The organism is Pseudarthrobacter sp. CC4 (genome assembly GCF_048957775.1).
Lineage (GTDB): Bacteria > Actinomycetota > Actinomycetes > Actinomycetales > Micrococcaceae > Arthrobacter.
Genome location: NZ_JARCCZ010000024.1, coordinates 23,287 through 48,661 on the forward strand (window position 1 = coordinate 23,287; position 25,375 = coordinate 48,661).

Sequence of the window (25,375 nt, forward strand, 5' to 3'; positions counted from 1 at the left end):
TTCCGCGTTCTTGGCGAAACCGCAGTTGATGCCACGCCCGAACAGCGCTAAAGGAGCGGACCGATGGTAATACCGGAAGATGTGCTCACCGCCACCCAGGCCCGGTTCGAAGCGCGGGAGGTTCCCCGCGCGGGAACCGAAGAAAAGATTGCGGCGGCCCAAACTCCGCAGGGAAGTATCCTCGACGTCGATGCCCCCGAACGGGTGGAGCTGCGCAGCCGACGGGTCCTGCGCCAGCCGGTGGTCATGGACGCGCTGAAGGCGACGGCGGATACCTCCCCTGTCCAACCGGGCCAGGTCCGGGAAGACCAGGTGCTGGGAGACCTGGTGCTGGAACGGATCATCGGCGGAAGCAACCTGCTTGGCATCGCCTTCCTGGAACTGGGTACGGCAGTCTCACGCACTGTGGGCAGGGTTATCGTCCGCGACCGGTTCCAGGTCCGTTCCTTCGGCACCGGCTTTATGATCTCGCCCCGCCTTGCCCTGACGAACAACCACGTCCTGCCCGACGCCCAGTCCGCCCGGTTCTCCCGGCTGGAGTTCAATTTCCAGAACGGCATCAGCGGCCTTCCCCTGGCCACATCACAGTTCGACCTGGAACCGGACACCTTTTTCCGCACTGATACCGGCCTTGACGTCACCGTGGTGGCCGTAGCGGCGCAGTCCCGGCCCGACGGAACTTCGCCGCCGGTGCCGCTGGCGGGTTTCGGCTTCAACCGCACCACCAAGGAGCAGGGCAAAATCCTGCTCGGCGAATCCATCAACATCATCCAGCACCCCGAAGGCCAGGAGAAGCAGCTTGCCCTGCAGCAAAACGAACTCCTCGACCGGTTCGACCAGTTCCTGCATTACCACACCGACACATCGCCGGGTTCTTCCGGGTCACCGCTCTTCAACAACCAGTGGGAGGTCCTGGGCCTCCACCACTCCGGTGTCCCCGCGCGGAATGAAGCAGGAGAGATCCTGACCGTCGACGGCACGGTGTGGGACAGAACGCAGGATGAGCTGAGGATCCGGTGGATAGCCAACGAGGGCGTCAGGATCAGCAGCATCCTGACGTGGCTGGAGAAGGGCGCTGAAGGCATGAACGAGGGCGAACGCGCCCTGCTCGGGGAGGCGCTCAATCCGCCGCCGCCCGCACTCCCCCAAGTCCCAGCTGCGGAACAACGGGCTGGGGTCCGGACGCAACCCGCAGCGCACCAGCCCGCCACAGTCGAAGGCGGAGCAGTTTCCCTCACCATTCCCCTGCACATCACAGTGCGGCTCGGCGCGGTGCAGGCAGCTCAGGGAGTGGCCCAGGCATCCGCTGACCCCAGCCGCGCGGTCCCGGGCACCGGAAGTGCAGTCGCTGAAGAGGCAGTGGCGATAGATCCGGACTATTCCGGGAGGAAGGGGTACGATCCCGGCTTCCTGGGCACGGCTGTGCCTTTGCCGGTCCTCACGGCCGGGCAGCGTGCCGATGCTGCCCTGAACCGTGGCGCAGCCGCCGGGCAGGATCCAGCGGTGCTCAACTATCACCATTTCAGCCTCGTCATGCAGCGGACAAGGCGCCTGGCTCTCTACACGGCAGTGAACGTCGACGGCCAGCTCAGCCAGTCACCCAAGCGTGAGCGGGACAAGTGGTACTTCGACCCACGCCTGGACCGGTCTGAGCAGACGGGCGACGAGCTCTATACGGACAATGACTTCGACCGGGGGCACCTGGTCCGCCGCCTCGATCCGGCCTGGGGCCCGGCCGACGTTGCCCGCGCGGCCAATGACGATACCTTCCATTTCACCAACTGCTCACCCCAGCACAAGAAGTTCAACCAGGGTGCGTCGCTGTGGGCCGGCCTGGAAGATTACCTGCTGGATACCGCGAAGGCCGAAGGGCTCCGGCTCACGGTGTTTACCGGTCCGGTCTTCACCGCGCGCGATCCGGACTTCCAGGGAACCCCCATCCCGCTGGCCTTCTGGAAAATTCCGGTGTTCCGGCGCCCGGACGGGAGCCACTCAGCCAGTGCCTACATGATCAGCCAGCATGAACTCGTGGAGGAAATACTCCGGGAAGCGTTCACCCCGGCAACCTTCCAGGTTCCAATCCGCAGGGTCAGCGAACTCACGGGCCTGGACTTTGCCCACCTGTTCGATTGGGACCCGATGAACGACCAGTTCACGCCCCTCCCCAAGGCCCAGGAAGCCCTTGCCACTCCAACCCCGGCCAGGGAACTCCATACGTTCGAGGACCTGCAGCTGTAAGAGGCGCTCCGGCGCTTCGTTACTACAAAAGTAGTGACATCCCACTACTTTTGTAGTAGAGTATTTGCATGACCGGCACAGCCGTCATCCCGGCGGACTTGGGCGCCCATTCCTGCGATCGCCCCAGGGCAACAACCAGCGAGCGCCTTGCGACGCCCTCCCCTTCAGGCGCGGAAGCCGCCGTGCACATCGGCGTCCTCCCTACGCCGACTGGACCCAACGCAACCGGGCCCGCCGACAAACACCAGCCGCAACCCGGGCGGTCCCGCCCGATTCCCGAAATGGAGGCAATCCAAATGACTGACTTCTTCACGATGCTGCCCGGCGAAACCGCAGCTCCCGTGCCCCCGGGACCGGTCCTGAGTTCGGGCTCTACCGGCATTCGGCGCGTTCACCGTTTCCTCCTCTGGGCATACCGGGAGGCGCCCAACCTGGTGCGCTCGACCGCGGCGGGAGACACCGCCCGCGCCGCGCTCGTGGGGGAAGTGCTCAGCAACTTCGACAAGGTGCTCCTAGTCCACCAGGAAGGCCAGAACCTGTTCATGTACCCGCAACTCGCCGAACGGGCTCCGGCATGCGCGTCACACGTGGAGCAGATGCTCCAACAACACCGAGGGATCAAAGACCGAGTGGAGAGCATCGGGCCCGTTCGCAAGCGCTGGATGCAGACTGCAGAGGCAGGCACCAGGGACGAACTCGCAAAAGGCTACGAAGACGTTCATTCCGTTCTCAGCGAGCATCTGCGCCGCGAAGTCACCGAGGTGATGCCCGCCGTCGATCGCGTAATGACGGAGGAGGAATTGAACGCAATGGTGCAGCACGGCGTCAGGCAGCACGACAAGAAGTTCCTGGTCACGTACCTCGGACTGATTCTGGCCACCAACCCGCCCGAGGACCGAAGGGCGATCTTCTTCGAGGAGATCCCGGCCCTCGCCCGCCTCGGCTACCGACTCATCGGCCGCAGGATGTACCGCAGGCAATACGCGGCACTATTCCCGGGACGGCCGATCCCCGAAACGCTTTAGCCGGCCCGGCGGGCGGCAGCGCCAGCGAAGGAAGAGCCCGCGCCATCGGCGATCCCCCCGCTGCCAGGGGGCGTCAGCGGCGGGGTGTTCAGCCAGCACCAGTGGGCCAGAAGGCAGCAGCGCCGCTAACCCTGCACAGGCTCCCCAAGGTTCCCGGCTCGGGCAACGGACCGGCGGATTCCCACGATTCTGACCGCGACTCCCGTCAGGACCAGGCCGATCCCCAGCGCCATCACAATCCAGACCGAAACCGACGCGGAGTCGATCTGCCGGTAGCACTCTGTCGCCAGCCCGACAGTCTGTCCCTGCGCGTCGGAAATTTCAGCCGCACGGCTATTCGGGAGCAGCGGGCTGCCGCACAGCGGCCCCACTGGTTTCAGGCCGATGACAAAACTCAGCAGTTGCAGCGCGAACCCGACCGCGATGGTCAGAATCCACCCGCGCCGTTGAGTGAGCTCTTGATTGATGTTCCTGGTTGTAGCTTCCGGATCTCGAACCGCCATCTTCAGAGCATAGTGCGAGCCCCACCCGCATGCCGCCCGCGAGCATCGCGGCTCCCTCGCGAAGGTTCAGAGTGTGGACCTTGATCGAACCTTGTGCCTGCGGGCCGTTTTTTGATGGGATCTTGGCCGTATTCGACCCAGCAACTTGATACGGGACCGGCATTGTTGGCGTTGTCGGCAGGAGAACCGGCAGCCACAAGGTCCGCAAGAAGGCGGGCCGCCGTCAAAGAAATGGGAGTTCGTCATCATGGGTCTCAGCCTGAACACCACCACCGGTAAAGTCGTCGCCTCCCTGGCCCTGGTCGGCACCGCCGCCGGCGTCGCAGGCCTGGGCACGTACGGCGCGTTCACCTCCAGCACCTCCGCCTCCACCGATGTTGCCTCCGGTACCGTGGCAATCTCGCTGGGCGCCTCGGGCGCAGCCAACCGGCTCAGCGTCGCCGCCACCGGTCTTGTCCCAGGGGACACGGTGCAGCGAGCCGTAACGCTCACCAATGCCACAGGCAACCAGTCGGTGTCCGCCATCACGCTGACCACACTGGCGCTCCCTTCATCCAAGCTGGACACGGACCCGGCATTGGGCCTGCAGCTCGCGATCGACAAGTGCTCCGTGCCGTGGACCGAGGCCGGCACCGCCCCCGCCTACACCTACACGTGCTCGGGGGGCACCGTCACCCAGGTCCTGGCGTCCCGCTCCGTCATCGGCGCGGACCTCGCCCTGGCCGGCCTGAGCTCCACCGCGGCCGGCAACACCGATAACCTCCGGGTGACCCTGTCCCTGCCAGGTGCAGCGGACAACAGCTTCCAGGCCAAGGGCAGCTCCATCGACCTGTCCTTCACCGGAACCCAGCGCTCCGGCGCCAGCAAGTAACCACAGCTTCCTCCGCCGCCTGCCGAAACCGGGCGGCGGAGGAATACCACCCGGAACGGACACTGCCATGACGGCATCACCAACCCAATGCACCCGGTCAACGACGGCGGTCTCCCCCACCACTGCGCGGACCACACTATGGGCCAAGGCATTCCGGGGCATCACCAGGGCTGCCACCACGTCCGTGATGATCGGCGCCGCGGCCCTCTTCCTGTTCCTGGCCGTTGGGCCCAGGGTTCTTGGGTACCAGACCAGCACGATGCTCACCGGATCCATGGCCCCCATGATCAACGCCGGCGACGTCGTGGTATCGGTCCCGAAGCCTGTCAGCGAGCTCAAAACCCGGGACGTCATCACCTACGGGATCCCCGTCGAGGACCACCGCGTCGAAACCCATCGGATCGTCGACATTAGCCGGAACGACAACGGCACCACGGTCATCCGCACAAAGGGCGACGCAAACAGTGGTGCCGACCCATGGACCGCCGCCCTGCAGGGCGGCACGGTCCATGTCCACGCCGCCACCATCCCCTACCTCGGCACGGCCATCCGGGTCCTGCGCGAACCGGTGCTCCTGCAGGGCTTGATGTATGGCGCTCCCGCCGTCCTGGTCTGCATGGTCCTGGTGTCGATTTGGAAGAAAGAACCTGGAGTGAATTCCCCGCCCGTCACGGACCACCGGCGATGAGTACCGTACGTGCGGTAGTGGTCTAGGCCTTGAGCCCGAAACGGGTCCCGCGGGCCCAGGCGCCGTAGACAGGCAAGAATGGATCCCGACCCCGAGACTGACAAGGAGAGCCCAGGCCGTGCGCACCAGCGGAAAGACCGAGTCAGGCCGGCCCTCCGGTTTCGCGCGTTCCGCCGGGGTCCTGACAACGGCCGCGGTACTGCTCCTCGCACCCGGGATTGCGGAAGCAGCGTTTACAGCCGGGGCCACGGGCCAGATGAATGCAGCGACGTTAACCCTGGCCCAGCCTGTCGGTACCGTGGCTGCCTCCAGCTGCAACGGCAGGGACCTGACGATCACCTTCACCAACTACGGTTACGTACCCCGCGCCAGCGCGTTCCGTGTCGAGATCTTTCGTGACCCCACCGACACGGCGCCGCAGTTTGTGGTGGACAGGGCCCAAAATGACCTCAGCCCGATCACCGTGAGAGTCTCAGGGGGAAGGGCGCCCAGGCCCTATAACGTTCGAGGACTTTATCCCACAGTGGGAGGGAACACCTGGATCGGGCAGCCCCTACCCGGTACAACCGTCGCATGCTGAGAGCCACCCCGCCCGGTCCCGGCTGCAGGGTGATGACCCCCGCGCGAGGCTCCCGATGCGTTATTTGTTAGCCCGCTGACACATCGATCAGGACCTTGCCGACGATGCTCTCTTCCACCGCGGAGTGGGCCGCAGCCGTGTCAGCCAGGTCAAAGCGATGCAGCGGCAGGCCTGCGGCCGCTCCCACCGGAAGGGCGCCGTCGGCGATGGCCGCATTGATGTCCTCGGCGGCGACCTGCACCGCCGCCGTGCCAACGGTGTAGAGCAGCACGAACTGATAGCGGACATTGAGGCTGAAATGCCTGCGTACGTCCAGGGTCATCTGATCGCCGCCGTTGTTGGCGTAGACGGCGATGGAGCCGCGGTTGCGGATCACTGCCAGGTCGAGTTCGGCGTTCCGCGCCGGTGCCACCTCCACGATCTGGTCGACGCCGTTGGGAGCAATCCGGCGGATCTCCGCGGCCGCGTCGGTTTCCCGGTAATTGATGACATGATCGGCGCCGGCGGCCGTGGCCAGCGCAGCCTTCGCCGGGCCGCTCACGGTCGTGATCACGACGGCGCCGGCCCACTTGGCCAGCTGGATCGCCGCATGGCCCACGGCGCCGGCCCCTCCCGCGACGAGAATCACTTTGCCGTCCAAGGCTCCCGGGTGCAGGCGCCGCGGGCCGTCTTCGGCAATGGTCAGGGCCCGATGGGCGGTGACCGCGGGAACGCCCAGGCTCGCGCCGACGTCGAACCCGGCGTTCTCCGGCAGCGGAAAGACCCGCTCGGCCGGCAGGACGGTGAACTCCTGCGCCGTCCCGCCGTCGGCGCGCTGATAGGCGGCCAACGCCAGCCAAACCCTGTCACCGATGTGGAAACGCTCGACGCCGGGTCCCACGGCGTCCACCACTCCGGCGCCGTCCTGGTTCGGGACGACCTCCGCGAAAGGCAAGGGTTCGCCCGGTTTGGAGCCGCGGCGCGACTTCCAGTCGGTGGGGTTCACCGCGGACACCATGATCCGCACGCGCACCTCCCCGGTCCCCGGGTCGCGGATCTCGCGGTCTACGAGCTCGAGAACAGACGGATCGCCGGTGGCACGGTACACGATAGCTTTCATACTCAGACCTAACGCCGGCCCCGACCGAAAATTCCCGCCGCGCGCCGGGCGGGACGCTCCAACGGTCGCTCTTTCGCTTCCCGGACAGGCAGTCCATGCTGGTGCCATGCAGATCGCATTCCTCGGCGACGTCATGCTCGGCCGGCTGGTGAACGACCACCTGCAGACCGTTGCCCCCGCCTATCCCTGGGGTGACACCCTTCCGGTCCTGCGGCGGGCGGACCTGAGGATCGCCAACCTCGAATGCGTGCTGGCCGACGGCGGCAAACCCGCGCCGGGCAAGGTCTTCACGTTCCGCACCGACCTGAAGAACGTACGCAGCCTGCTCCTGGCGCAGATCGACCTGGTCTCCCTGGCGAACAACCACGTGCTCGATTACGGAACGGACGCGCTGCAGGAAATGCTTCCCACACTGGACCGGCACGGAATCCTGCATGCGGGCGCGGGTACGGACCTGACCTCAGCCGCTCGGCCAGCCGTCTGCCGCGTGGGAGGCACCGCCGTCGGGTTCGTGGCGTTCACGGACAACCAGCCGGAATGGGAGGCGGCTCCCGGCACCCCTGGCGTGTACTACGTCCCCGTGACAACCCACGGGCAGCGCGTCGACCAACTGCTGGCGCTGCTCCGACGGGCCAAGGCACGTGTGCAACTGCTCATCGTATCGGCCCACTGGGGCGGCAACTGGGGCTCGGACGCCCCACCAGAGCACCGGGCACTGGCGCGGCAGCTGGTCGAGGCGGGCGCCGACGTCGTCTTCGGCCATTCACCGCATGTCTTCCGCGGCGTCGAGGTCTACCGGGGCCGGCCCATCATCTACAGCGCCGGGGACTTCGTTGATGACTACGCCGTGGACCCTGAGGAACGCAACGACCTGTCCTTCATCTTCCTGATGGAAACCGACGGCGGAACGCCGCGGGCCCTGCGCTTGTTTCCCACCATCATCGCCGGCTTCCGGGTCCGGCTGGCAGTCCGGAGCGCCCGCGATACCGCGGACCGGATGGCCCGCCTCTGCGGCGACTTGGGCACCGGAAGCAGCTGGAATGCCGGCGAAGGGTGCCTGGAGCTTCCGCTGGCGTAGCCGACGCGCGGGTGATACACATCGGTGCATCGTCTATTTCGGGCTCCGGTTCGTAGAGATCCGTTTTGCACTCCCTGAATGGTCCGCAGGGCCCCGCAGCTTACTTGGGATCGACCCCGTGGAGGGGACGGTGGCTATGTCGAGGAAAATCAGGGCGAGGTTGGCAGCTGCGATGGAACCCACGATTGCGAACCCGATCCCGACGAACGGGGCCGTCGAGGCGTTCAAGCCAAGCCAGGCGCCAACGAGGGCACCCGGCACGGCCACGGCGAACCCGGTCTGCGTAGTCTTTGCTGACCGGGTCCGGCTGGTCCAGGCCAGGAAGACCCCCAAACCGATCGGCGAGCCCGCCGCGAGAACGACGAGCGGCTCGCTGTCGAGTGGCACGTTCATCCGAGCAACCTGGAAAGACAGTATGGCGAGGAACCATCCGCCGAGGCCAAGCACGATCGGATACACCGATCGCAGTGCGGCGCTGGCCCTGGGTCCGATGCCACCCTTAAGGGTCCGTCGGGCCATCCAGACCAGCGACCCGATAGTGAGCACCGCCACGGCGACCATCACGCCCAGCACGCTCTTCGCGGTCCAGCCAAGCGTCGTCGACGGAGTGAAGTTGACCGGTTGTGGCTCGTAAAGGGAGTCGTCGACCCGGCTGCTGTCGAGGAACGTCGTGATCAATCGGGTGCCGGCCTCAGGCTGGTCGGCCCAGAAGGTGGGTGAGTGTCCGAACCCGGTAAGCACGACCTCCTGGCCGTTGGGTAGCGACGGCAGCAACTGGGTCGTTGCCGCCTGCGGTGGCGTGGCCATGTCGAGCTCGCCGTTAATGAGCAGGGTCTGCACCTCCGAGGTGCGCACCTGGCGGTACTCGTCCTTCTCTGCTGCGACGGGCCATAGGTCCAGCCAACGGCCCTCACCCCAGCTACTCGCACTGGCGGCGTAACCGAGGTTCGAGTAGTCCCGGTCCGTGGAGGCGAAGTATTCCCGCGCCGCCACGGTGTCGAGGCTGGCGGCCGCGGCATACTGGCCCCAGACGAAGAACTTCGGGTAGATCGTTTCGCCGAGCAGCGAGATCAGCCAGAAGCCGCTCTGATCACCTGCGGCAGCCGTCATCCATGCTTCGAGCGTCGCGTCGCGTCCCGGCGGTAACGCCGAGTCCGGCTGCGTCATGCCGACGAACGACGAGGCCCGCACAATGCCACCCTTGACCGGCAGCAACCCCCACCGGTCTGGCATGTCAGCCGCGGTCTGACGAATCGCTGCAGCGAGGTCGTCGGTACGCGCCCGGCACGCAGCATCCTTGGTGCAGTAGGCCGAGAGCCGGTCCATCAGCTTGTCTGTCATATGGACGTCGTAAAGCAGGTGACCGGGTGGGTTGACCGCGATCATGACCGAGCGATGGATGCTGTCGGGATAGCGCCAGGCGTAGATCATCGCGGTCCGCGTGCCGGCGCTCTGACTCAGCAAATCGATCCGGTCGTAGCCGAGTGCCGCGCGGGCGGCTTCCATATCATCGACTTGCTGCACGAGCCCGTACTGAGTGAGGTCGACGCCCTCGTTGGTCAGCCGGTCCGCACACCTCCCGAACGCTTCGGCGTACGCGCGGAGGAACTCTTCGCCAAGGAGGTCGTCGGAGCCGCCGAGCGCTGCCTCCACCTCGGGGCAGTCCAGGCGGACCGAGCCGTCGATGCCGCGATAGCCCACCAGGACAAGATCGTGTTTATCTGTGAGCCGGTTCGCCTGCTTGAACTCCATGTTCGTGCCGCCGGGGCCGCCGTCCAACCAGAAGATCGGTTCGCCGGGCTGCTCCGAGCGGGCGTGGATGCGGGTTACGGGTAGTGCGATCAGTCGTGCCTCGGGATCGGTGGGGTTCTCGGGAATGACCAGAGTGCCGCAGTCGGCGGCCACGGGGCCACTTTCAGTGTCGTAGCTGCAAGGTTCCAGGGTCAGATCACCAGCCGCTGCACCGGGCGGCGGAGAGATCCGCTCGTCGCGGGAGGCGAGACCGACGTATACCAGGCCGGCTGTCACAACCGCGATGAGCGCGAGAGCGACAATACGCGCCATTGGAAACATCTGCCTTGTCGAAGCAGTCATGACAGCTCCTTCCGGCTCATCCACGTACGAGAGGGAGCATCAGAACAGCAAAAAACAGGCCCTGAACGCTGTGCGCTGCGATGCCGATCCAGGCCGAGGCCATCCCCGGGGCGCCCTGCCAGACCAACCCCAGGGTGAATGCGAGGGTCACGGCGCCGTGCATGCCTCCATGCTGCACACCACAGGATCCCGCTGCCGAGTGCCGAAAGTCATGCAAGTATCAGCATGGTCCCAGCCCGGCACCGCCGCCTCCTCGTTCGTTCTTCCGTCCTTCCCAGGGGACATGGATCCAAATCGAGCATTCGGCTCCAGACTAGACAGCCTGGCTGGGGTGCCGTTTGCCTCTACTCGTTCGTCTCGCATCAAAATATCCTCGGATCCTGGCATCCGGACCGACAACGCGAAGTGACGGGCAATGCAGGCGTCTCAATACAACCGACGGATCGTCGTGCCCCGCTACGGCGGACCTGAGGTCATGACACTTGTCGAAGAACCAGTCCCCGAACCGCGCCCGGGAGAGATCCGCGTGCGGATCGCCGTATCGGGCGTCGGCTACCCTGATGTTCTCATCCGCGAAGGAACCTATCCAGGAGGGCCAAAACCTCCCTTTACGCCAGGCTACGAGTTCGTCGGAACTGTCGACAAGATAGGTGAAAGAGTCATTGGTTTTGAGCTGGGCGAGAGCGTAGCAGCGATTTCCGTGTACGGCAGCCATGCCACCTATCTGTGCGTTCCGTCCTGGGGGCTGGTGCCGGTACCGGCAGGCCTGGACCCCGCCGGGGTGGCGGTTGTGATCTTTAACTATGTCACTGCACACCAGATGCTGCACCGCTGCGCCTGGGTCAGGAAGGGAGAACGACTACTCGTCCACGGCGCAGCAGGAGGTGTGGGTACGGCCGTCCTCCAGCTCGGACGTATCGCGCGTCTGGAGCTGTTCGGCACGGGCTCCAAAAGCCAGACCGGCGTGATCTCAGGTCTCGGCGCGACGCCCATCGACTACACGGGTGGAAGTTTTGTCCAGCGGATCCGCGAACTCACAGGCGATGGGGTGGACGTCGTGCTCGACGGCATCGGCGGGAAGGTCTCGATCGGATCCCACCGTGCCCTCCGTCGACGCGGACGACTCGTGATGTACGGACACTACGGCACTACCGCTGGAGGTCGAAAGAATGCCCGCAGCATCGCGCTGTTCTACCTCTACGGTGCAATTGTCTTCGCGGGTAACCTCCTTCCCAACGGCAAGCGGGTCCTGGCGTTCCAGGTCGCGAAGCTTAGGGACCGGCGTCCCGCCTGGTTCCGCGAGGATGCTGCAGTGCTTCTTGCCGTCTCATACGCCACCTGCCGGGCAGTGAATGCCCGCCGCAGCCTAAAGGCCCGGTTTGTTGATCGGCTTGTCCAGCGCGAGGCTTATGGTCTGTCCGGGCGCTAGTTCGACAGTTGGCAGGTCAGCAAATTCGTACCATGCTCCGCCTGTTCCGGTGGTCGGGCGGTTCGCTGCTCGCAGGTCGGTGATGCTGAATCGGAACGAGACTTGGCGCTCCGTGTCACCGGGGGCTGTGGTGTAGGTGAGTGGAATCCCTTCAGCATCGGCAGTGGACGTGCCCTGCGCACCCTCGATCTTGAGTTCGCCGGGTATCAACCGCAGTTTGCTTCCCGCCGGGATCGGCTCGTTTGCGGCGAGTGACGGGTTGTAAAGCAGGATCTGTTCGGTAGTGGAGCGGAATTTGTATCCGAGGCCGTCGAATGAGTCACCGTCCACGGTGGTGTAATAGACGGCTTGGCCAAACGAGTTGTTGACTGTTTTTCCCGTGCCTGATCGGCTGTCCACCGGTTTTTTCTGCAGCTGGATAACGTGTCCAGACTGGATGAAGTAGGTGCCACCTTTTTCGTAGGTGAACGGGACCTTGTTCGCTTCGGCTAATTGCTCCTGGGTTAGATTGAACCGGTACGTAATGCCACTCAAGGTGTCATCGGTTTCCACCTTGTAACTGGTCGGGATCCCGTTGGCGTCAATGGTGGCCGTTCCCTTTGCCCCCGTTACTGGGTTAGCGGGAATCAACCGGAGTCTTGTACCCGGACTCACCGGTGAACTTGGCTGGATTTCATTGAATTCAGCGACCTTTGCCTCTGAAAGGTTGTAAGCGGCAGCCACGCTAGCAAGGGTGTCACCAGAGACGGTGGTGTAGTAATCCACATTGCCGAACGAGTCGGTCACCGCTTCCCCACGCAGGGAAGGCTTTTCGTCGCTGGCCGTTGTCACTTCCGGCGCGGCGGTGGTCGGGTGTAATGCGGCGGGGGGTTCAGTTTGCGTGCATGCGGACAGCCCCACCGCTAATAGCGTCATGCACGCAACTGCCCAACGGGCTTTCCCTCCATGCTTCCGTGCCACGACAGTGTCGCCGATTTTCACCATAACAATCCCCCCCAAAGCCCGGAACTACCGTGAGCAAAGTCCGTCCGGCCAACCCGAGCATAGTTGATGAAATCCTATGGGAGAGGCCTGCCGTCGTGCGCGCACCTGCGCACGACATGCAGGTGCGCCACTTGGGCTTCGGGCAGAAATACTCCTTCCGCCCCTCCCCGAACAGGGCGTGCGGCGTGTGAAAACAGTGCCAACCCGCGAAACCCGAGGAATCTGGAGCCGTCCGCCTAGTGGTCCCGCACCGATGGCTTCCGCGTCCCGGGCTTGCCGCACTGCTGATTCTCGGCCCGGCTACCAAGCTGGCAGGGCAGGCAAGAGTCCGTCGGCCTCTATATGCTCACTGTCCCCCCGGGCAAGCCATAAGAGCAGGCCTTCCCGGTCCGACCTAACGTGCAGGGCGCCGTCACCAATCACCCATTCATCCCGTTCTTCGGTGACCGCGGTAATTCCCGGAACGCCCTTGGCGCGCAGCGAACGAACCACGGCTTCGATGGCGTTCAGGAGTGAATCAGGGTCGGCTTCCTCGATGGTCCACGCCGTGTCAAGGTCATGGTGGTGCACGACAACTTCAGCGATGCGAAGTGCCACGATGGACGTCGCAGGGATGACCTTGCCGTTCACGTTGACATCCGGGGCAGCCAGCTCCGCGTTGAGCCGTTGGGCCTGCTCCGCGAAGCTCCGGGCCGACTCCCGCAGTTCGTCCAGGAGCTCCTCGCGCGGCAGTGCGGCCAGGGCGGAAACTTCTTGGGAGCGCGCCTCGGGTGAGGCATAAAGCTGCCGTTCCACGCCGGAGGCAGCGCCGTCGATGAGGTTCACCAAGGCGCGGCCGCTTGATGCCACGTGGGCGATGACGTCAGCCCGGCTCCACCCTTCGCACAGTGACGGAGCCGCCATCTCAGCATCGGAGAGGGACGCTACTGTGGCCAGAAACATGTCGGTTTCCCTGCCCAGGCGGGACAGGTCCGAATATAGGCGGGCGGTATTGATCATCCGGCCAGCCTAGCCGCGGCCTTCTCAGTAACACCACCGTTTAAGGGCTCTCTTCCATACCGGAATCGTCTGGACTGATAGGCGTATCCACGCGGATCAGGGCAGCGCGGCAGGGGGTCCCTACGTTCGTGCGGATTTGTAGGATCTATTACCTAAAGCGCACCTTTCAGTAGTTCTGCGCTCCTAATACCCCCCGGGCAGAATCCCGGGGATTTGCCCCATATGTCCTGCATCACACCTCTGTCAGGCTGAAACAACCGGGTCGGATGCCATCTTTACGCGCATGCCCACCCCCGCCATCACCTAGAGAGGAACTTGGGGACCATGACACAACCGCATGCCGTTATCGCCGAAAATCCAGGAAAAGAAAAACGCACCGCCAATTGGGTGGCCTTCATCATCTGCGCGGCCCTTGTGTTCGATGGCTACGATCTGGTCATTTACGGCACCGTCCTGCCGGGGCTGCTCGCCGATCCCTCCCAGATCGGGAAGTTCGACGTGGCCACAGCGGGCCTCCTCGGTTCCTGGGCGTTGATCGGGGTACTCGTGGGCTCGCTGGTCTGCGGCGCCGTGGGCGACTTCTTCGGCAGGCGCCGGCTGATGCTCCTGGGCATCGCCTGGTTCTCAATGGGCATGTTCGTCACGGCCCTGACGGCAAGCGTGCCTGCATTTGGGGCCATGCGGTTCGTAACGGGGCTCGGCTTGGGCGTGGTTATCGCCACTGCAGGAGCCACCATGGCTGAGTTCGCGCCGGCAGGAAGGCGCCAGTTCTACAACGCGATTGTCTATTCCGGCGTCCCGGCAGGCGGCGTCCTCGCGTCCATAATGGGCATCCTGTTCCACGACAGCCTCGGCTGGCGCGGACTGTTCATCATCGGTTCCCTGCCGCTGGTTATCCTGCTGCCTGTTGCATGGCGCAAGCTCCCCGAGTCCCCGCGCTGGCTGCTGGCCCGCGGTCGCGAACAGGACGCCATGGCCGTCGCGGAGCGCACGGGCGTACCCCTCCTCGAGGAACGCGTGATCCTTGAGGTGGGCGCAGCGCCCCGGAAGTCCGGCTTTGCCGCCGTCTTCTCCCGGCAGTTCGCCGCGGCTTCCATCCTGCTGGGCCTCATGTCCTTCTGCGGCCTGCTGCTGACCTACGGCCTCAACACCTGGCTGCCCAAGATCATGGAGGGTTACGGCTATGGACGGACCTACGCCCTGTTCTTCCCCCTTGCACTGAACCTTGGCGCCGTCGTGGGCGGCCTGGTCGCCTCCCGCCTGGCGGACAAGAGCGGCCCGCAGCGCATCATCGCCTCCACGTTCGGACTTGCCACCGTCTCGCTCGTGCTCATGACCTTCAGCTTTCCTCTGCCCATGCTCTTTGCCTTCATCGCGGTTGCCGGCGTGGGAACCCTCGGCACCCAGGTCTTGGTGTACGGGTTCCAATCCAACTACTTCACTACCAACGCCCGCGCAGCGGGCGTCGCGTGGTGCGCCAGTGTAGGGCGGCTGGGCGGCGTGCTGGGTCCGATCATCGGCGGCTGGCTTGCCGCCGCGGGCATCGGCGGCTCCACGGCGTTCTACATTTACGGCACAGTGGCGCTCCTGGGCGCCCTGGTCACCGTGCTGGTCCCCCGCCAGCGGAAGCTTGAGGAGGCCGGGCACAAGGTGGAGGAGCTGGCCGGGAGCCGTACGGAGGAAAAGCTGACGGCCCCTCAGCCCAAGTAGCCGGCGGAGGCTGTTCTGGCGTAATTGAGTCACATTAATAAACCAGTAGAGCGTTTTAGGGTTATTCTGTGAATCAATCGCGCGGCCAGGGCAGCCCCGGCGTGCGCCAACGGAAAGGCGGGCACACTGTGGAGCTCCGGCAGCTGAACTACTTCATCGCTGTTGCGGAGGAGCGGCATTTCGGCCGGGCGGCCAAGCGCCTCCATATGGCCCAGCCGCCCCTCTCCCAGCAGATCCGCCAGCTTGAGGAGCAGCTGGGGGTGCGCCTGCTCAACCGCACCACGCGGCGCGTGGACCTCACGGCCGCGGGGCAGCTCCTGCTTGATCGGGGACGGCAGATCGTCAACGAAATAGGAACGCTGGAGGCGGACGTGTACCAGGTCGGCAAGGGCGCCACCGGCGTCCTCCGGGTGGGGTTTTCAGGGTCCGCAACTTATGGCGTCATGCCCCAGATCGCGCGCCTTGCCAAACAGGTCCTTCCCGGCCTGTCCCTGGCGTTGAACGGCGAAATGCTCACCCCGTCCATGGAAGCGGGTCTCCGCGACGGAACTTTGGACGCAGCACTGCTGCGTCCCCCCGTCTCATCCCAGGAGATTGACTACCGCGTCGTCGACCGGGAGCCGCTCGTCGTTGCTGTTCCCTCCTTCAGTGCGCTGGCGGAGGACAGGTCCGTGGCGATGCATGAACTGCAGGATCAGGACTTCATCGCGTATGCGCCCGAGTCCGTGCTCTACCGCATCACCGCCGACCTGTGCCGGCAGGCCGGCTTTCAACCGCGCATCACCCAAGTTGTCGGCGAGACCTCCACCATGCTGGCATTCGTTGCCGCCGGCGGCGGCGTGGCGGTCATGCCGTCCCGGGTGCGGGCTTTCCAGCTCGACGGCGTTGCCTACCGGGAGATCGAAAACGTCCCTTCCGTGGAACTCGCTGTCGCCTGGCTGCGGGGCAACCACTCCACCCTGCTGCATAACTTCCTGGACATCGTCGGCGCCGCTACAGCCGCACAGCCGCTGCCCGACCCGGCCTCCGGGACTGTCCCGCTTCCTACCGATGAAAGGCCTTCCCAGTCATGAAAATCGCAGCTATTGAGGCGATTCCTTACTCGATCCCCTACCGCCACCCGCTGCATTTCGCCTCCGGATCCGTCCACGAGGCTGACCACGTGCTGGTCCGCCTCCGCACGGACGACGGCGTGGTGGGCCTCGCGGACACCCCGCCGCGCCCGTACACCTATGGTGAGACGCAAAAGTCCATCGCCGCGGTGGTGCAGGACGTGTTCGCTCCGCAACTGATCGGCGTCGACATTTTTGACCGCGAGAAGATCCAGGAGATCCTCTACCGCACCATCCACAACCAGACCGCCAAGGGTGCCGTGGACATCGCCCTGTGGGACGTCATCGGCAAGACGCTGGGGCAGCCGGTGACCAAGCTGCTGGGCGGCTACACCGACTCGCTGCGGGTCTCCCACATGCTTGGCTTCAAGCCCGCCCAGGAGCTGCTCGACCTGGCATTGGAGTTCCGCGAGACCTACGGCATCACCACGTTCAAGCTCAAGACCGGCCGGCGCCCGCTGCACCTGGACATCGAGGCGGCCCGCGCGCTGCGTGAGGGCCTCGGCGGGGACGCCGAACTGTACATGGACGCCAACCGGGGCTGGTCCGCGAATGAGGCTGCGGAGGTGCTGCGCCGCACCGCGGACCTGGGCCTGCAGTTCCTCGAGGAGCCGGACGACGCCCGCGAAGTCCTGGGCCGCCGTCGGCTCGTTGCCAACTCCCCCATCCCCATCGCGGCGGACGAATCCGCCCCCAATCTCGGCGAGGCCGCCCGGGAAATCCTCAACGGCGGGGCCAACCTGCTGGCGGTCAAGACCGCCCGCTCCGGATTTACCGAGGCGGCCAAGATCGTGGGGATGGCCGAGGGCATGGGCATCGACGTGTACATCGGCAACCAGATCGACACCCAGGTGGGCACGGTGGCTTCGGTGGTGTTCGGCGCCGCGTTCGCCCACACTGCCAAGCGCGCCGCCGAACTGTCCAACTACCTGGACATGGCGGACGACCTGCTGGCCGAACCCTTGCAGATCATCGAAGGGCGCATCCGCGTCCCCGAGGGCCCCGGCGTGGGCACCGGGGTCAGCGAGGAGAAGCTCGAACGCTACCGCAGCGACCGCTAAGCCACCCCGTCCACGAAAGGAAAATCATGAAGTACCTGGTCCATATGGACGTCAAACTGCCCGCAGACCTGCCCGCATCCGAGGCCGCTGAGATCAAGGCCAAGGAGAAGGCCTACTCGCAGGAGCTGCAGCGCTCGGGGAAATGGCCGGAAATCTGGCGCGTGGTGGGTGAATACGCCAATTACTCGATCTTTGACGTGGGTTCCAACGACGAACTCCACGACATCCTGCAGAACCTTCCGCTGTTCCCGTACATGGAGATCTCGGTGGTGCCGCTGGCCAAGCACCCCTCCGACATTAAGTAGGTACCAGCCAGCCGTTCCGGGTCAGTCCCTGGCCCGGAACGCGGCGGCGAGCTCGCTGCGGGACCGGATGCCCATCTTCCGGTAAAGCCGCGTGAGGTGGTACTGCACCGTCTTCTCGGCGAGGAACAGGGCCCGGGCCGCCTCCTTGTTGGTCGCCCCGCCAGCCACGAGTTCGGCCACCGCCTGCTCCTGCGCGGTGAGCTGGACGTGGTGGTCCCTGGCGGCGGTGAGTACCGAATCGGCAGGGTCAGGGAGATTGCCGACGTCGAGACCGGTTGCCTTGAGCTCCCTATCGCAGCGCTCCACATAGGTGGCCGCGCCCAGTGAGTCGTAGAGGTCCCGCGCCGCACGCAGCACCGACGACGCCAGCCGCCGTTTGCCGGCGCGGCGCATGCTCTGCCCGAAAGCAAAACTGATCCGGGCCCGCAGGTAAGGCCGGTTGAGCCCGCGGAGGTGGCCCAAGGCGGCCTCGAAATGCTCCCTGGCAGCGTCGGGATCTCCCTGGGCCGCCAGCAGCCGGCCCCGGGCCCAGGCCATCCGTGCCATGTCGGAAGGGACTTCGCGTTCGCGCCGCAACCCCTCGAAAGAGGTCAGGAAAGCGTCAGCGGTATCCAGCTGATCAGTCATCACCAAGGCATTAACGTACGTGTCCTGCCAGGGCCAGAAGGACACCCGGTCCTCGGTCCACGGGTCCAGTTCGGTCAGCGGCTGCAGCACGGCGAGGGCGCTTTCATAATCAGCCCGCGCCTCGTGGAACCGGGCCCGGGCAAGGCTGGCCGGCACCTGCATGGCCCGGTAGGTTCCCGGCTGGACCGCGGCCTGGGAGACGTAATAGCGGGCGCGGTCCCAGTCGCCGCGCATTGACCAGAGCTCCGCGGCGGTCCAGTACAGCAGGGGCCTTATCAGGGGCATCCGGGAGGTTTCCAGGCGGACGCTGGAGCGGGCGATGGTGGCCGCCGCGGCATCCCAGTTCCCCAGCACCAGATGGGTGCGTGCCAGCCACGCCTCAGCCCACAGGGAGATCCGCAGGGACCCGCCGCGGTACTCGGTGGGGGCGGCGGACTCGAAGTTCACCAGGGCCGCTTCCACGTTGTCCATCCGCAGCGCCAGCCAGCCGGCTCCCATCTGCACGCGCTGCTTCTGCGCGTTCTCGGCGGCGTGCGCAAACGCCCGCTGGTAGGAAACCTCCGCCTCCCCCAGCCGGCCCCGCGCGTACAGGCCCAGGCCGTAGATGGCTTCCGACTCGACGTGCGCCGGCGTCCCGGGTTCAGTCAGGGCCATCGCGCGCTCCGCCCAGCCGGTGATCATCGGCCCGTCCCAGGATGCAACCCCGTGCAGGACGAAACGCTGCGCAACCTGGGCGGCGGCCTTGGGATCGCGGTCCGGGTTGCTGGTGCGCCACGCCATTTCCAGCTGGCTTTGGGCGCTGTCGTTCTGGCCGGACACGGTGGACAGGTAGCCCAGCACTGAGGAGCGCAGCGGCGAGGGCGGCAGGGCGTCCACGGCGGCGGACCAGGTCTGCGCCTCGGCAACATTGCCGGCCCCCACCAGCGCGTCTACGGCGCGCAGGAGCCGGTCGTTGCGGGCCCGGATATCCAACGACAGGCGCGACGCGGAAAACAACGCCGTCGCCACGTCCTGCCATGCACCCACGGCCGCCTGGCGGCCGGCGAAATCCTCGAGTTCTTCGGCGAGCGCCTGGTCCGCGGCGGGCGTTGCCGAGACCCGATGCCCCAGCTTTTCGCCCTCCGGCTCCACGGCCTCCGCAGCCAGGCGGTGCAGCGCGATGCGGCGGCTGGGAACAATCTGTTCGTAAATCGCCTCGGCAGTACCGGGCTCAACGAACACGACGGCGGAACGCGCCTGGTCGACGGACAGCCGCAGGAGGCCGGCGCGGTGTCCTTCATCCAGGGCTTCGAGGACGGACTCCACTCCGCTGACGGAGGCTACTTCCGACAGGCCCGCGCTGCGGCCCAGCACGGACGCGGCTTCGGCGACGGCAACGAGTCCGGGCGAGGCGGCATCCAGGACGCTGTGCACCCTGGCGCGCAGCCGGGAGGTGGGCGGCAGCGAGGGGAACCAGGCCAGCCAGGTTTCCGGGGGCAGCTCGCGCAACAGCTCCACCACTGGCTGCGGCAGGCCGCCCGTGTGCCGGACCAGCCCGTGCGCCGCGGTGACGCTGAGGTCGATGCCGTGCAGGCGCCGGGCCACTTCCTGGACCTGTTGCGGGGTGAGCGGGTCCATGGGAATGCGGACCACCTGGTGCCCGGTCAGGTAGTCCAGGACGCCGGCGGGGATACGCGGCGCGTCGGCGGGGTTCAAGGTGAGCAGGAAAAGGATCCGCTTTCCGTGCAGCCGGCGCATGACGAACGTGAGGATGCGCAGGCTTTCCACGTCGAGTTTGTGGACGTCGTCGACGGCGACCACGACGCTCCCGTGCGACTGCAGCCCTTCGAGGTGGGTGCCCAGCGTCGAAGCGTAGTTGACCACCTGGTCCGTGCTCAGGGAGGCGAGGGGACCCGCCGGAAGGTGCGGGCCGCCGTCGTACGCCTTTGCCGAACGCAACGGCGAGGTGAGCATGAGCTGGGAGTAGCCGGCGAGCGCGAACTGCGCTTCCCAGTCATCGCCCATGGCGGAGAGGACGCGGACGCCGCGGACGCCCGTGCGGCAATATTCCAGGAAGGACTCGAGCACCGCGGTTTTCCCGGAGCCGGCCGGTCCGGTGAGGACGGCCGTGACCACCTTGCCCTTGCGGACGGCGCGGAGGATGTCCAGGAGCTCCTCGAACACCGAGTCGCGGCCCGCCAGCGGCGAATCCGCACCGATATCGCCTTGGACGGACCCCGCAGTCATGGCCGCCAGTCTACCGGAGCGGCCTGCCCGCCCTTTGCGGCGGTGTCCAACCGCTATCCCAGGTCCCCGCCGGCCACCGGAAGGATGCTGCCGGTGAGGTAGGACGCTTCGTCGGAGGCGAGGAAGACAATGGGCGCGGCCTGCTCGTCAAGGGTGCCGTAGCGCTTCATGAAGGAGGATTCCACGGTCTGGTCCACGATCACCTGGTACCAGGCCTTCTCGGTGGCGGACTCGGCTTCCGGGCCACGTTTGACCTTCCGCGGCGGCGCCTCGGTACCGCCCGGCGCCGTGGCAACTACGCGGATTCCGCGCCCGGCCACCTCCATGGCGAGGGCCTGGGTCAGTGCGTTGACGCCGCCCTTCGCAGCGGCATAGGGGACGCGGTGCATGCCGCGGGTGGCCACCGAGGACACATTGACGATGGTCCCCGACTCCTGTTCCAGCATCGCCGGCAGTACCGCCCGGCAGCTCCAGAGGGTGGGGAAGAGCGAGCGGCGGATCTCCTTTTCGATCTTGTCCTCGTCGTACTCCTCGTAGGGGCGTGCCCAGATGGTGCCGCCTACATTGTTGACCAGGACATCCACGCGTCCGTGTGCGGCAAGCGCAGCTTTGACGGCCTGGGTGGCGCCGACGAAGGTCTCCAGGTCCGCAGTGACGGATGTGGCCGACCCTCCGGAACCGGAGGACTTGGCGGCCTCTTCGATGCCGCGGGCCACGTCGCGGACCAGCTCCGCGCGGTCCACCAGGACCACGGCCCCGCCTTCGGCGCCGATGCGTTCGGCCACTTTCCGGCCGATCCCCTGGGCGGCACCGGTGACGACGGCGACCTTGCCGCCGAACCTGCCTGGGGTCACGAATTGCCCGGCGTACGGTTCAGCCATCAGAGGGCGGCCTTCGCGTCGATGGCGCCGGCCATGGTGTCCTTCGCATCGTGGGCGTGCGCGGTGATGACGGCGCGGAGGCGGTCCTTGTCCCCGCGCTCAAAGGCGTCCACGATGTCCAGGTGGTCCTGGGTGACCCGCTCGAAGATCGGCGTTCCGGTTTCGAAGGCCGCGGCCATTTGGGCGTGCACGTCCAGGCGGCGGTAGGACTCCAGCAGCATGGGGTTGTCGCAGATCATGAAGAGGTACTCATGGAATTCCTCGTTGGTGCGCGCGAACTCCTCGGGGTCCGTAATGCTCCCGCCGTCCACTGACGCCGTGGTGGCTTGGGCGAGCCGGCGGAACTGGCGCAGCTGTTGCTCGCTGAGCCTGCCCAGCAGCAGTTCGCTGACCGCCAGCTCCAGGCCCATGCGGGCGTCGAGCTGGGCGAAGCTGTCCTCCTTGCGGAAGTCCAGCCGGCCGGTCTCCAGCGAGGACACGGCCTCGCCGCGGCTCATCGTGTCGCCTTCGGCCTGGATCTTCCCGGCCGGCGCCGGGGCTCCCGTCTCGGCGTCGCCTCCGGTAGTCTCCTTCGGCGCGAACCGCTCGAAGTAGAAGTTGGCGGGCTGGATGCCCTCGGCGTCCAGCCACTTGGAGACGGCGTTGACCATGGGGGGCGGGCCGCAGAGGTAGATGTCCACGTCGCCTTCGTTAAGGTGCTTCGGTTCGATGATCTGTGTGACGTAGCCGGTGTGCGGGGCGGAGGTGCCGGGCTCGGAGGCGATGTAATCCCAGGTGAAACCGGGCAGCTTCGCTTCGTAGGCCCGCAGCCAGTCCAGGCCAACGATGTCCGCTTCGCGGGTGAGCCCGTAAATGAGGTGGACCGGGGTGGATGGCGGGTTTTCGGACAGCTTTTCGAGGATGGACAGGAGCGGGGCCAGGCCGGTGCCGCCGGCCAGGAGCAGCAGGGGCCGCTTGGGCTCGCGCAGGAAGAACGATCCGTAGGGGCCGGTGAACTCGATGGAGTCGCCTACTGCGGCGCGGTCCCGCAGGTACTCGGACATGGCGCCCTGCGGGGTTACGCGGACCATGAAGGACGCGTCCTGCACTTCGGGTCCGCTGCTGAAGGAGTAGGAGCGCTCGGCGTCGGTGCCGGGGACCCTGAGGTTGACGTACTGGCCGGGAAGGAAGGCCAGTGCGTCCCGGTTGTCCACCTCGAGGGTGAAGGACACCGTGGTGTCCGTGTGCCGGTTGAGCTCCTTGATGGTGGAGCTGAAGGTGGCCGCCGCCGTCTTGGCCGACTCCGACGTGGCCGGGATCTGGATGGCAAGGTCGGACTCGGGGACGGCCTGGCAGGTCAGCAGGTAGCCCTTTTCGAGTTCCTCTTCGGTCATGGCGTCGTCAATGTAGTCGCCCGGGTCGAAGGTGCCGGAATCGCAGAACGCCTTGCAGGTGCCGCAGGCGCCGTCGCGGCAGTCGGACGGAATGTTGATGCGCGCCTTGTAGGCCGCGTCCATGACGGTCTCATAGTCGCCGACCTTGATGACTTTGGTGACGCCGTCTTCGAAGCTGAGGGCTACTTTATGGCCCATGGTGTCCTCCTGGCTGGGCGGGCGCGTCGTCGCGTCCCGGGAAAGTTCTGGCGTGCCCGGCGGGCACGGGATGGGAACTGCCGTACGGCACCCGGGACTTCCGGGCGCCGGTTCGGGCAGGTCAGATCATGTAGACGTCCACCACGTGGTGGATGTAGTCGTTCTTCAGGACTACCTTCTTCTTCAGGATCACCGGTTCCGGGCCGGAAAGGTCGATCGTGTAGTAGCTGGTGCCGAAATATGTGTCCGTCGTGTTGTAGCGGAAGTAGAGCGTGAACCAGTTGAAGCGCACCTCGACCCGGCCGCCGTCGTTCGCCAAAACCTCAACGTCCGTGATGTTGTGCCCCGTGCGCGGCTCGGGGAGGGAGGTGGCCGATGACCTGTCGGTCTTGATCCGGAACACCCGGTCCTCGATGCCGCCGCGGTTGTCGTAGTAGATCAGGGAGATCTCGTTCTGCGGGTCCTGCGTCAGCTGGTCATCCACGTCCCAGGCCGGCATCCAGAATTCGGAGTCGGGGTGGTAGCACTCGAGCCACTCATCGAACTGGCGGTCGTCCAGCAGGCGGGCTTCCCGGTAAAGGAAGGCACGGACGGTTTCGAGGATTGCAATGTCCTCCGCGGCCTTGAGGACCGGGGCGGTTTGGGTCAGGCTGGTCATTGTGTCTGCGCTCTCTGTGGTTCCGGTGGGCTCTGTCAGGCGGAGGCGGGGACGGAGGCCAGCGCGGAACGCTCCTCTTCCTCCGCCAGGGCACGGTCCATGACTTCCTTCCAGTACCCGTGCTGGATGGGGTAGAGCCCTTCATCTTCGGTGCGCACTCCGGAGGCGATGACCTTGGTCATGCCCAGGGCCTGGGCCTGCTCGTCCGGGCCGGCGATCTCGTGGGTGGAGCCGCGGGTCATGTCGTTCCAGGGGGCGCTGGTGGCCCAGTAGGTCTTGTTGCAGGAGCGGAATTCCTCCAGGTCGTCCGGGGTGGCCATGCCGGTGGCGTTGAAGAAGTCCTCGTACTGGCGGATGCGCTTGGAACGGTTCTCCTGGGACTCGCCCTTGGGTGCGATGCAGTAGATCGTCACCTCGGTCTGGTCCGCGGAAATCGGCCGGAAGTGGCGGATCTGCGAGGAGAACTGGTCCATGATGTAGACGTTCGGGTACAGGCACAGGTTGCGCGAGATGTTGATCATGAAGTTGGCCATCTCCTCGCCGTACTTCTGGACCAGTTCCTCCCGGCGGTCCCAGAGCGGACGGTCCTCGGGGTTGGTCCACTCCTGCCACAGCAGCAGGTGCCCGTGGTCGTAGGAGTAGAAGCCGCCCTTGACCTTGCCCCACTTGCCGGCATCCATGGCCTTGGTTTTGTTGGCCGAGTCACCGGCGCTGCGGCGGGCCGTGGTGGCGGCGTAGTTCCAGTGCACGGCCGTGACGTGGTAGCCGTCGGCGCCGTTTTCGGCCTGGACCTTCCAGTTGCCGTCGTAGGTGTAGGTGGAGGAACCGCGCAGCACCTCCAGCCCTTCGGGTGACTGGTCAACGATCGAATCGATGACCTTGGTGGCGTCGCCCAGGTGCTCCTCCAGCGGCAGCACGTCAGCCTTCAGCGAGCCGAACAGGAAGCCGCGGTAGGACTCGAAGCGGGCCACCTTGGTGAGGTCGTGCGAGCCTTCCTTGTTGAAGGTCTCGGGGTAGCCGGCGTTCCGGGAATCCTTGACCTTCAGCAGCTCGCCGGAGTTCTTGAACGTCCAGCCGTGGAACGGGCAGGTGAAGGTGGTGCGGTTGTCCGTCTTGCGGCGGCACAGCATGGCGCCGCGATGCGAACAGGCGTTGACGATGCAGTTGAGCTTCTCGTCCTTGTCCCGGGTGATCATCACCGGGGTGCGGCCGATGTACGTGGTGAAGTAATCGCCTACGTTGGGAATCTGGGACTCGTGGGCCAGGTACACCCAGTTGCCTTCAAAAATATGCTTCATCTCAAGTTCGAAGATCTCCTGGTCGGTGAAGATTTCGCGCTTGGCCCGGATGATGCCGTTCTCACGGTCGTCGATCACGGCGTCGGCAAGGACCTCGCGGGCATGGATCAGGTTCTCGGTCATGGCGTGCTCCCTCATTGGAGATTGCTGGACGGATGGGCGGGAGGTCCGGGCTGGCGTCGCTGCCGGCGGTGGACGTTAGAGGCAATTCTTCCCCCTCGTGACTGGTCTCACATCAGGCAAACACCTAGGGTCGACCAAGGGGGTCTTTATGTATTGATCATGACTAAAAAGCAGCGTTATCAATATTTGTTCCGTCATTATCTCCGGACCTACGA

20 protein-coding genes are annotated in these 25,375 nt (G+C 65.6%); 10 read left to right on the top strand and 10 right to left on the bottom strand.

The window, feature by feature from the left end; all coding sequences use genetic code 11:
• The first annotated feature begins 63 nt into the window (after window positions 1–63).
• Both PV768_RS16500 and PV768_RS16505 read left to right on the top strand, forming a co-directional pair.
• Window positions 64–2,238: a DNA/RNA non-specific endonuclease gene (locus tag PV768_RS16500; RefSeq protein WP_421093603.1), complete on the top strand. Its 2,175-nt coding sequence runs from the start codon at window positions 64–66 to the stop codon at window positions 2,236–2,238.
• A 296-nt stretch (window positions 2,239–2,534) separates the two neighbouring features.
• The gene (locus PV768_RS16505) at window positions 2,535–3,263 is read left to right on the top strand and encodes a hemerythrin domain-containing protein (protein WP_421093604.1); all 729 of its coding nucleotides are present in this window, start codon (window positions 2,535–2,537) and stop codon (window positions 3,261–3,263) included.
• A 125-nt stretch (window positions 3,264–3,388) separates the two neighbouring features.
• Here the strand turns inward: PV768_RS16505 and PV768_RS16510 are convergent, their stop codons facing one another.
• A complete protein-coding gene (locus tag PV768_RS16510; protein ID WP_157242406.1) occupies window positions 3,389–3,766 on the bottom strand; it encodes a hypothetical protein in 378 nt (125 codons plus the stop codon).
• Window positions 3,767–4,013: 247 nt separating this feature from the next.
• Between PV768_RS16510 and PV768_RS16515 the strand changes: the two genes are divergently transcribed.
• A complete protein-coding gene (locus tag PV768_RS16515) occupies window positions 4,014–4,637 on the top strand; it encodes a hypothetical protein (RefSeq protein WP_421093605.1) in 624 nt (207 codons plus the stop codon).
• 67 nt (window positions 4,638–4,704) lie between these two features.
• The gene (locus PV768_RS16520) at window positions 4,705–5,325 is read left to right on the top strand and encodes a signal peptidase I (RefSeq protein ID WP_421093606.1); all 621 of its coding nucleotides are present in this window, start codon (window positions 4,705–4,707) and stop codon (window positions 5,323–5,325) included.
• 647 nt (window positions 5,326–5,972) lie between these two features.
• Here the strand turns inward: PV768_RS16520 and PV768_RS16525 are convergent.
• Window positions 5,973–7,004 carry an NADPH:quinone reductase gene (locus PV768_RS16525; RefSeq protein ID WP_421093607.1) on the bottom strand — a complete coding sequence of 344 codons (1,032 nt, stop codon included), beginning with the start codon at window positions 7,002–7,004 and terminating at the stop codon, window positions 5,973–5,975.
• Between the two features lie 106 nt (window positions 7,005–7,110).
• On the opposite strand from PV768_RS16525, the gene PV768_RS16530 reads away from it, so the two are divergent.
• A complete protein-coding gene (locus PV768_RS16530) occupies window positions 7,111–8,082 on the top strand; it encodes a CapA family protein (protein ID WP_421093608.1) in 972 nt (323 codons plus the stop codon).
• A 33-nt stretch (window positions 8,083–8,115) separates the two neighbouring features.
• On the opposite strand, the gene PV768_RS16535 is transcribed toward PV768_RS16530, so the two are convergent.
• Window positions 8,116–10,176, bottom strand: a complete 2,061-nt coding sequence (locus tag PV768_RS16535; protein WP_421093609.1) for an alpha/beta fold hydrolase — start codon at window positions 10,174–10,176, stop codon at window positions 8,116–8,118.
• Window positions 10,177–10,651: 475 nt separating this feature from the next.
• Between PV768_RS16535 and PV768_RS16540 the strand changes: the two genes are divergently transcribed.
• Window positions 10,652–11,605: an alcohol dehydrogenase catalytic domain-containing protein gene (locus PV768_RS16540; protein WP_421093610.1), complete on the top strand. Its 954-nt coding sequence runs from the start codon at window positions 10,652–10,654 to the stop codon at window positions 11,603–11,605.
• On the opposite strand, the gene PV768_RS16545 is transcribed toward PV768_RS16540, so the two are convergent.
• A complete protein-coding gene (locus tag PV768_RS16545) occupies window positions 11,543–12,520 on the bottom strand; it encodes a LysM peptidoglycan-binding domain-containing protein (RefSeq protein WP_421093611.1) in 978 nt (325 codons plus the stop codon). The genes PV768_RS16540 and PV768_RS16545 overlap by 63 nt on opposite strands.
• Window positions 12,521–12,889: 369 nt before the next feature.
• Window positions 12,890–13,588 carry a maleylpyruvate isomerase family mycothiol-dependent enzyme gene (locus PV768_RS16550; protein WP_421093612.1) on the bottom strand — a complete coding sequence of 233 codons (699 nt, stop codon included), beginning with the start codon at window positions 13,586–13,588 and terminating at the stop codon, window positions 12,890–12,892.
• A gap of 324 nt (window positions 13,589–13,912) precedes the next feature.
• Here PV768_RS16550 and PV768_RS16555 point away from each other — a divergent pair, with 324 nt between their 5' ends.
• The 4 genes from PV768_RS16555 (at window position 13,913) to catC (ending at window position 17,776) form a co-directional block, all read left to right on the top strand.
• Entirely contained in the window at window positions 13,913–15,298 is a 1,386-nt protein-coding gene (locus tag PV768_RS16555; RefSeq protein WP_421093613.1) for an MFS transporter, read from the top strand.
• 128 nt (window positions 15,299–15,426) lie between these two features.
• On the top strand, window positions 15,427–16,371 hold the full coding sequence (locus PV768_RS16560; protein ID WP_421093638.1) for a LysR substrate-binding domain-containing protein: 945 nt from the start codon (window positions 15,427–15,429) through the stop codon (window positions 16,369–16,371).
• Window positions 16,368–17,471 carry a mandelate racemase/muconate lactonizing enzyme family protein gene (locus PV768_RS16565; protein ID WP_421093614.1) on the top strand — a complete coding sequence of 368 codons (1,104 nt, stop codon included), beginning with the start codon at window positions 16,368–16,370 and terminating at the stop codon, window positions 17,469–17,471. Before PV768_RS16560 ends, PV768_RS16565 begins: the two co-directional genes overlap by 4 nt.
• A 26-nt stretch (window positions 17,472–17,497) precedes the next feature.
• Window positions 17,498–17,776 (top strand): muconolactone Delta-isomerase, encoded by a 279-nt coding sequence (gene catC, locus PV768_RS16570; RefSeq protein WP_421093615.1) that lies wholly within the window; start codon window positions 17,498–17,500, stop codon window positions 17,774–17,776.
• Between the two features lie 21 nt (window positions 17,777–17,797).
• Here the strand turns inward: catC and PV768_RS16575 are convergent, their stop codons facing one another.
• From PV768_RS16575 to benA, 5 genes are all read right to left on the bottom strand, one after another.
• A complete protein-coding gene (locus PV768_RS16575; protein ID WP_421093616.1) occupies window positions 17,798–20,629 on the bottom strand; it encodes an AAA family ATPase in 2,832 nt (943 codons plus the stop codon).
• Between the two features lie 53 nt (window positions 20,630–20,682).
• Window positions 20,683–21,510, bottom strand: a complete 828-nt coding sequence (locus tag PV768_RS16580; protein ID WP_421093617.1) for a 1,6-dihydroxycyclohexa-2,4-diene-1-carboxylate dehydrogenase — start codon at window positions 21,508–21,510, stop codon at window positions 20,683–20,685.
• On the bottom strand, window positions 21,510–23,081 hold the full coding sequence (gene benC, locus PV768_RS16585) for a benzoate 1,2-dioxygenase electron transfer component BenC (RefSeq protein ID WP_323057246.1): 1,572 nt from the start codon (window positions 23,079–23,081) through the stop codon (window positions 21,510–21,512). Before benC ends, PV768_RS16580 begins: the two co-directional genes overlap by 1 nt.
• Window positions 23,082–23,202: 121 nt before the next feature.
• Entirely contained in the window at window positions 23,203–23,739 is a 537-nt protein-coding gene (gene benB / locus PV768_RS16590; protein WP_321216128.1) for a benzoate 1,2-dioxygenase small subunit, read from the bottom strand.
• A 35-nt stretch (window positions 23,740–23,774) separates the two neighbouring features.
• Window positions 23,775–25,160 carry a benzoate 1,2-dioxygenase large subunit gene (gene benA, locus PV768_RS16595; RefSeq protein ID WP_323057247.1) on the bottom strand — a complete coding sequence of 462 codons (1,386 nt, stop codon included), beginning with the start codon at window positions 25,158–25,160 and terminating at the stop codon, window positions 23,775–23,777.
• Between the last annotated feature and the right edge of the window lie 215 nt (window positions 25,161–25,375).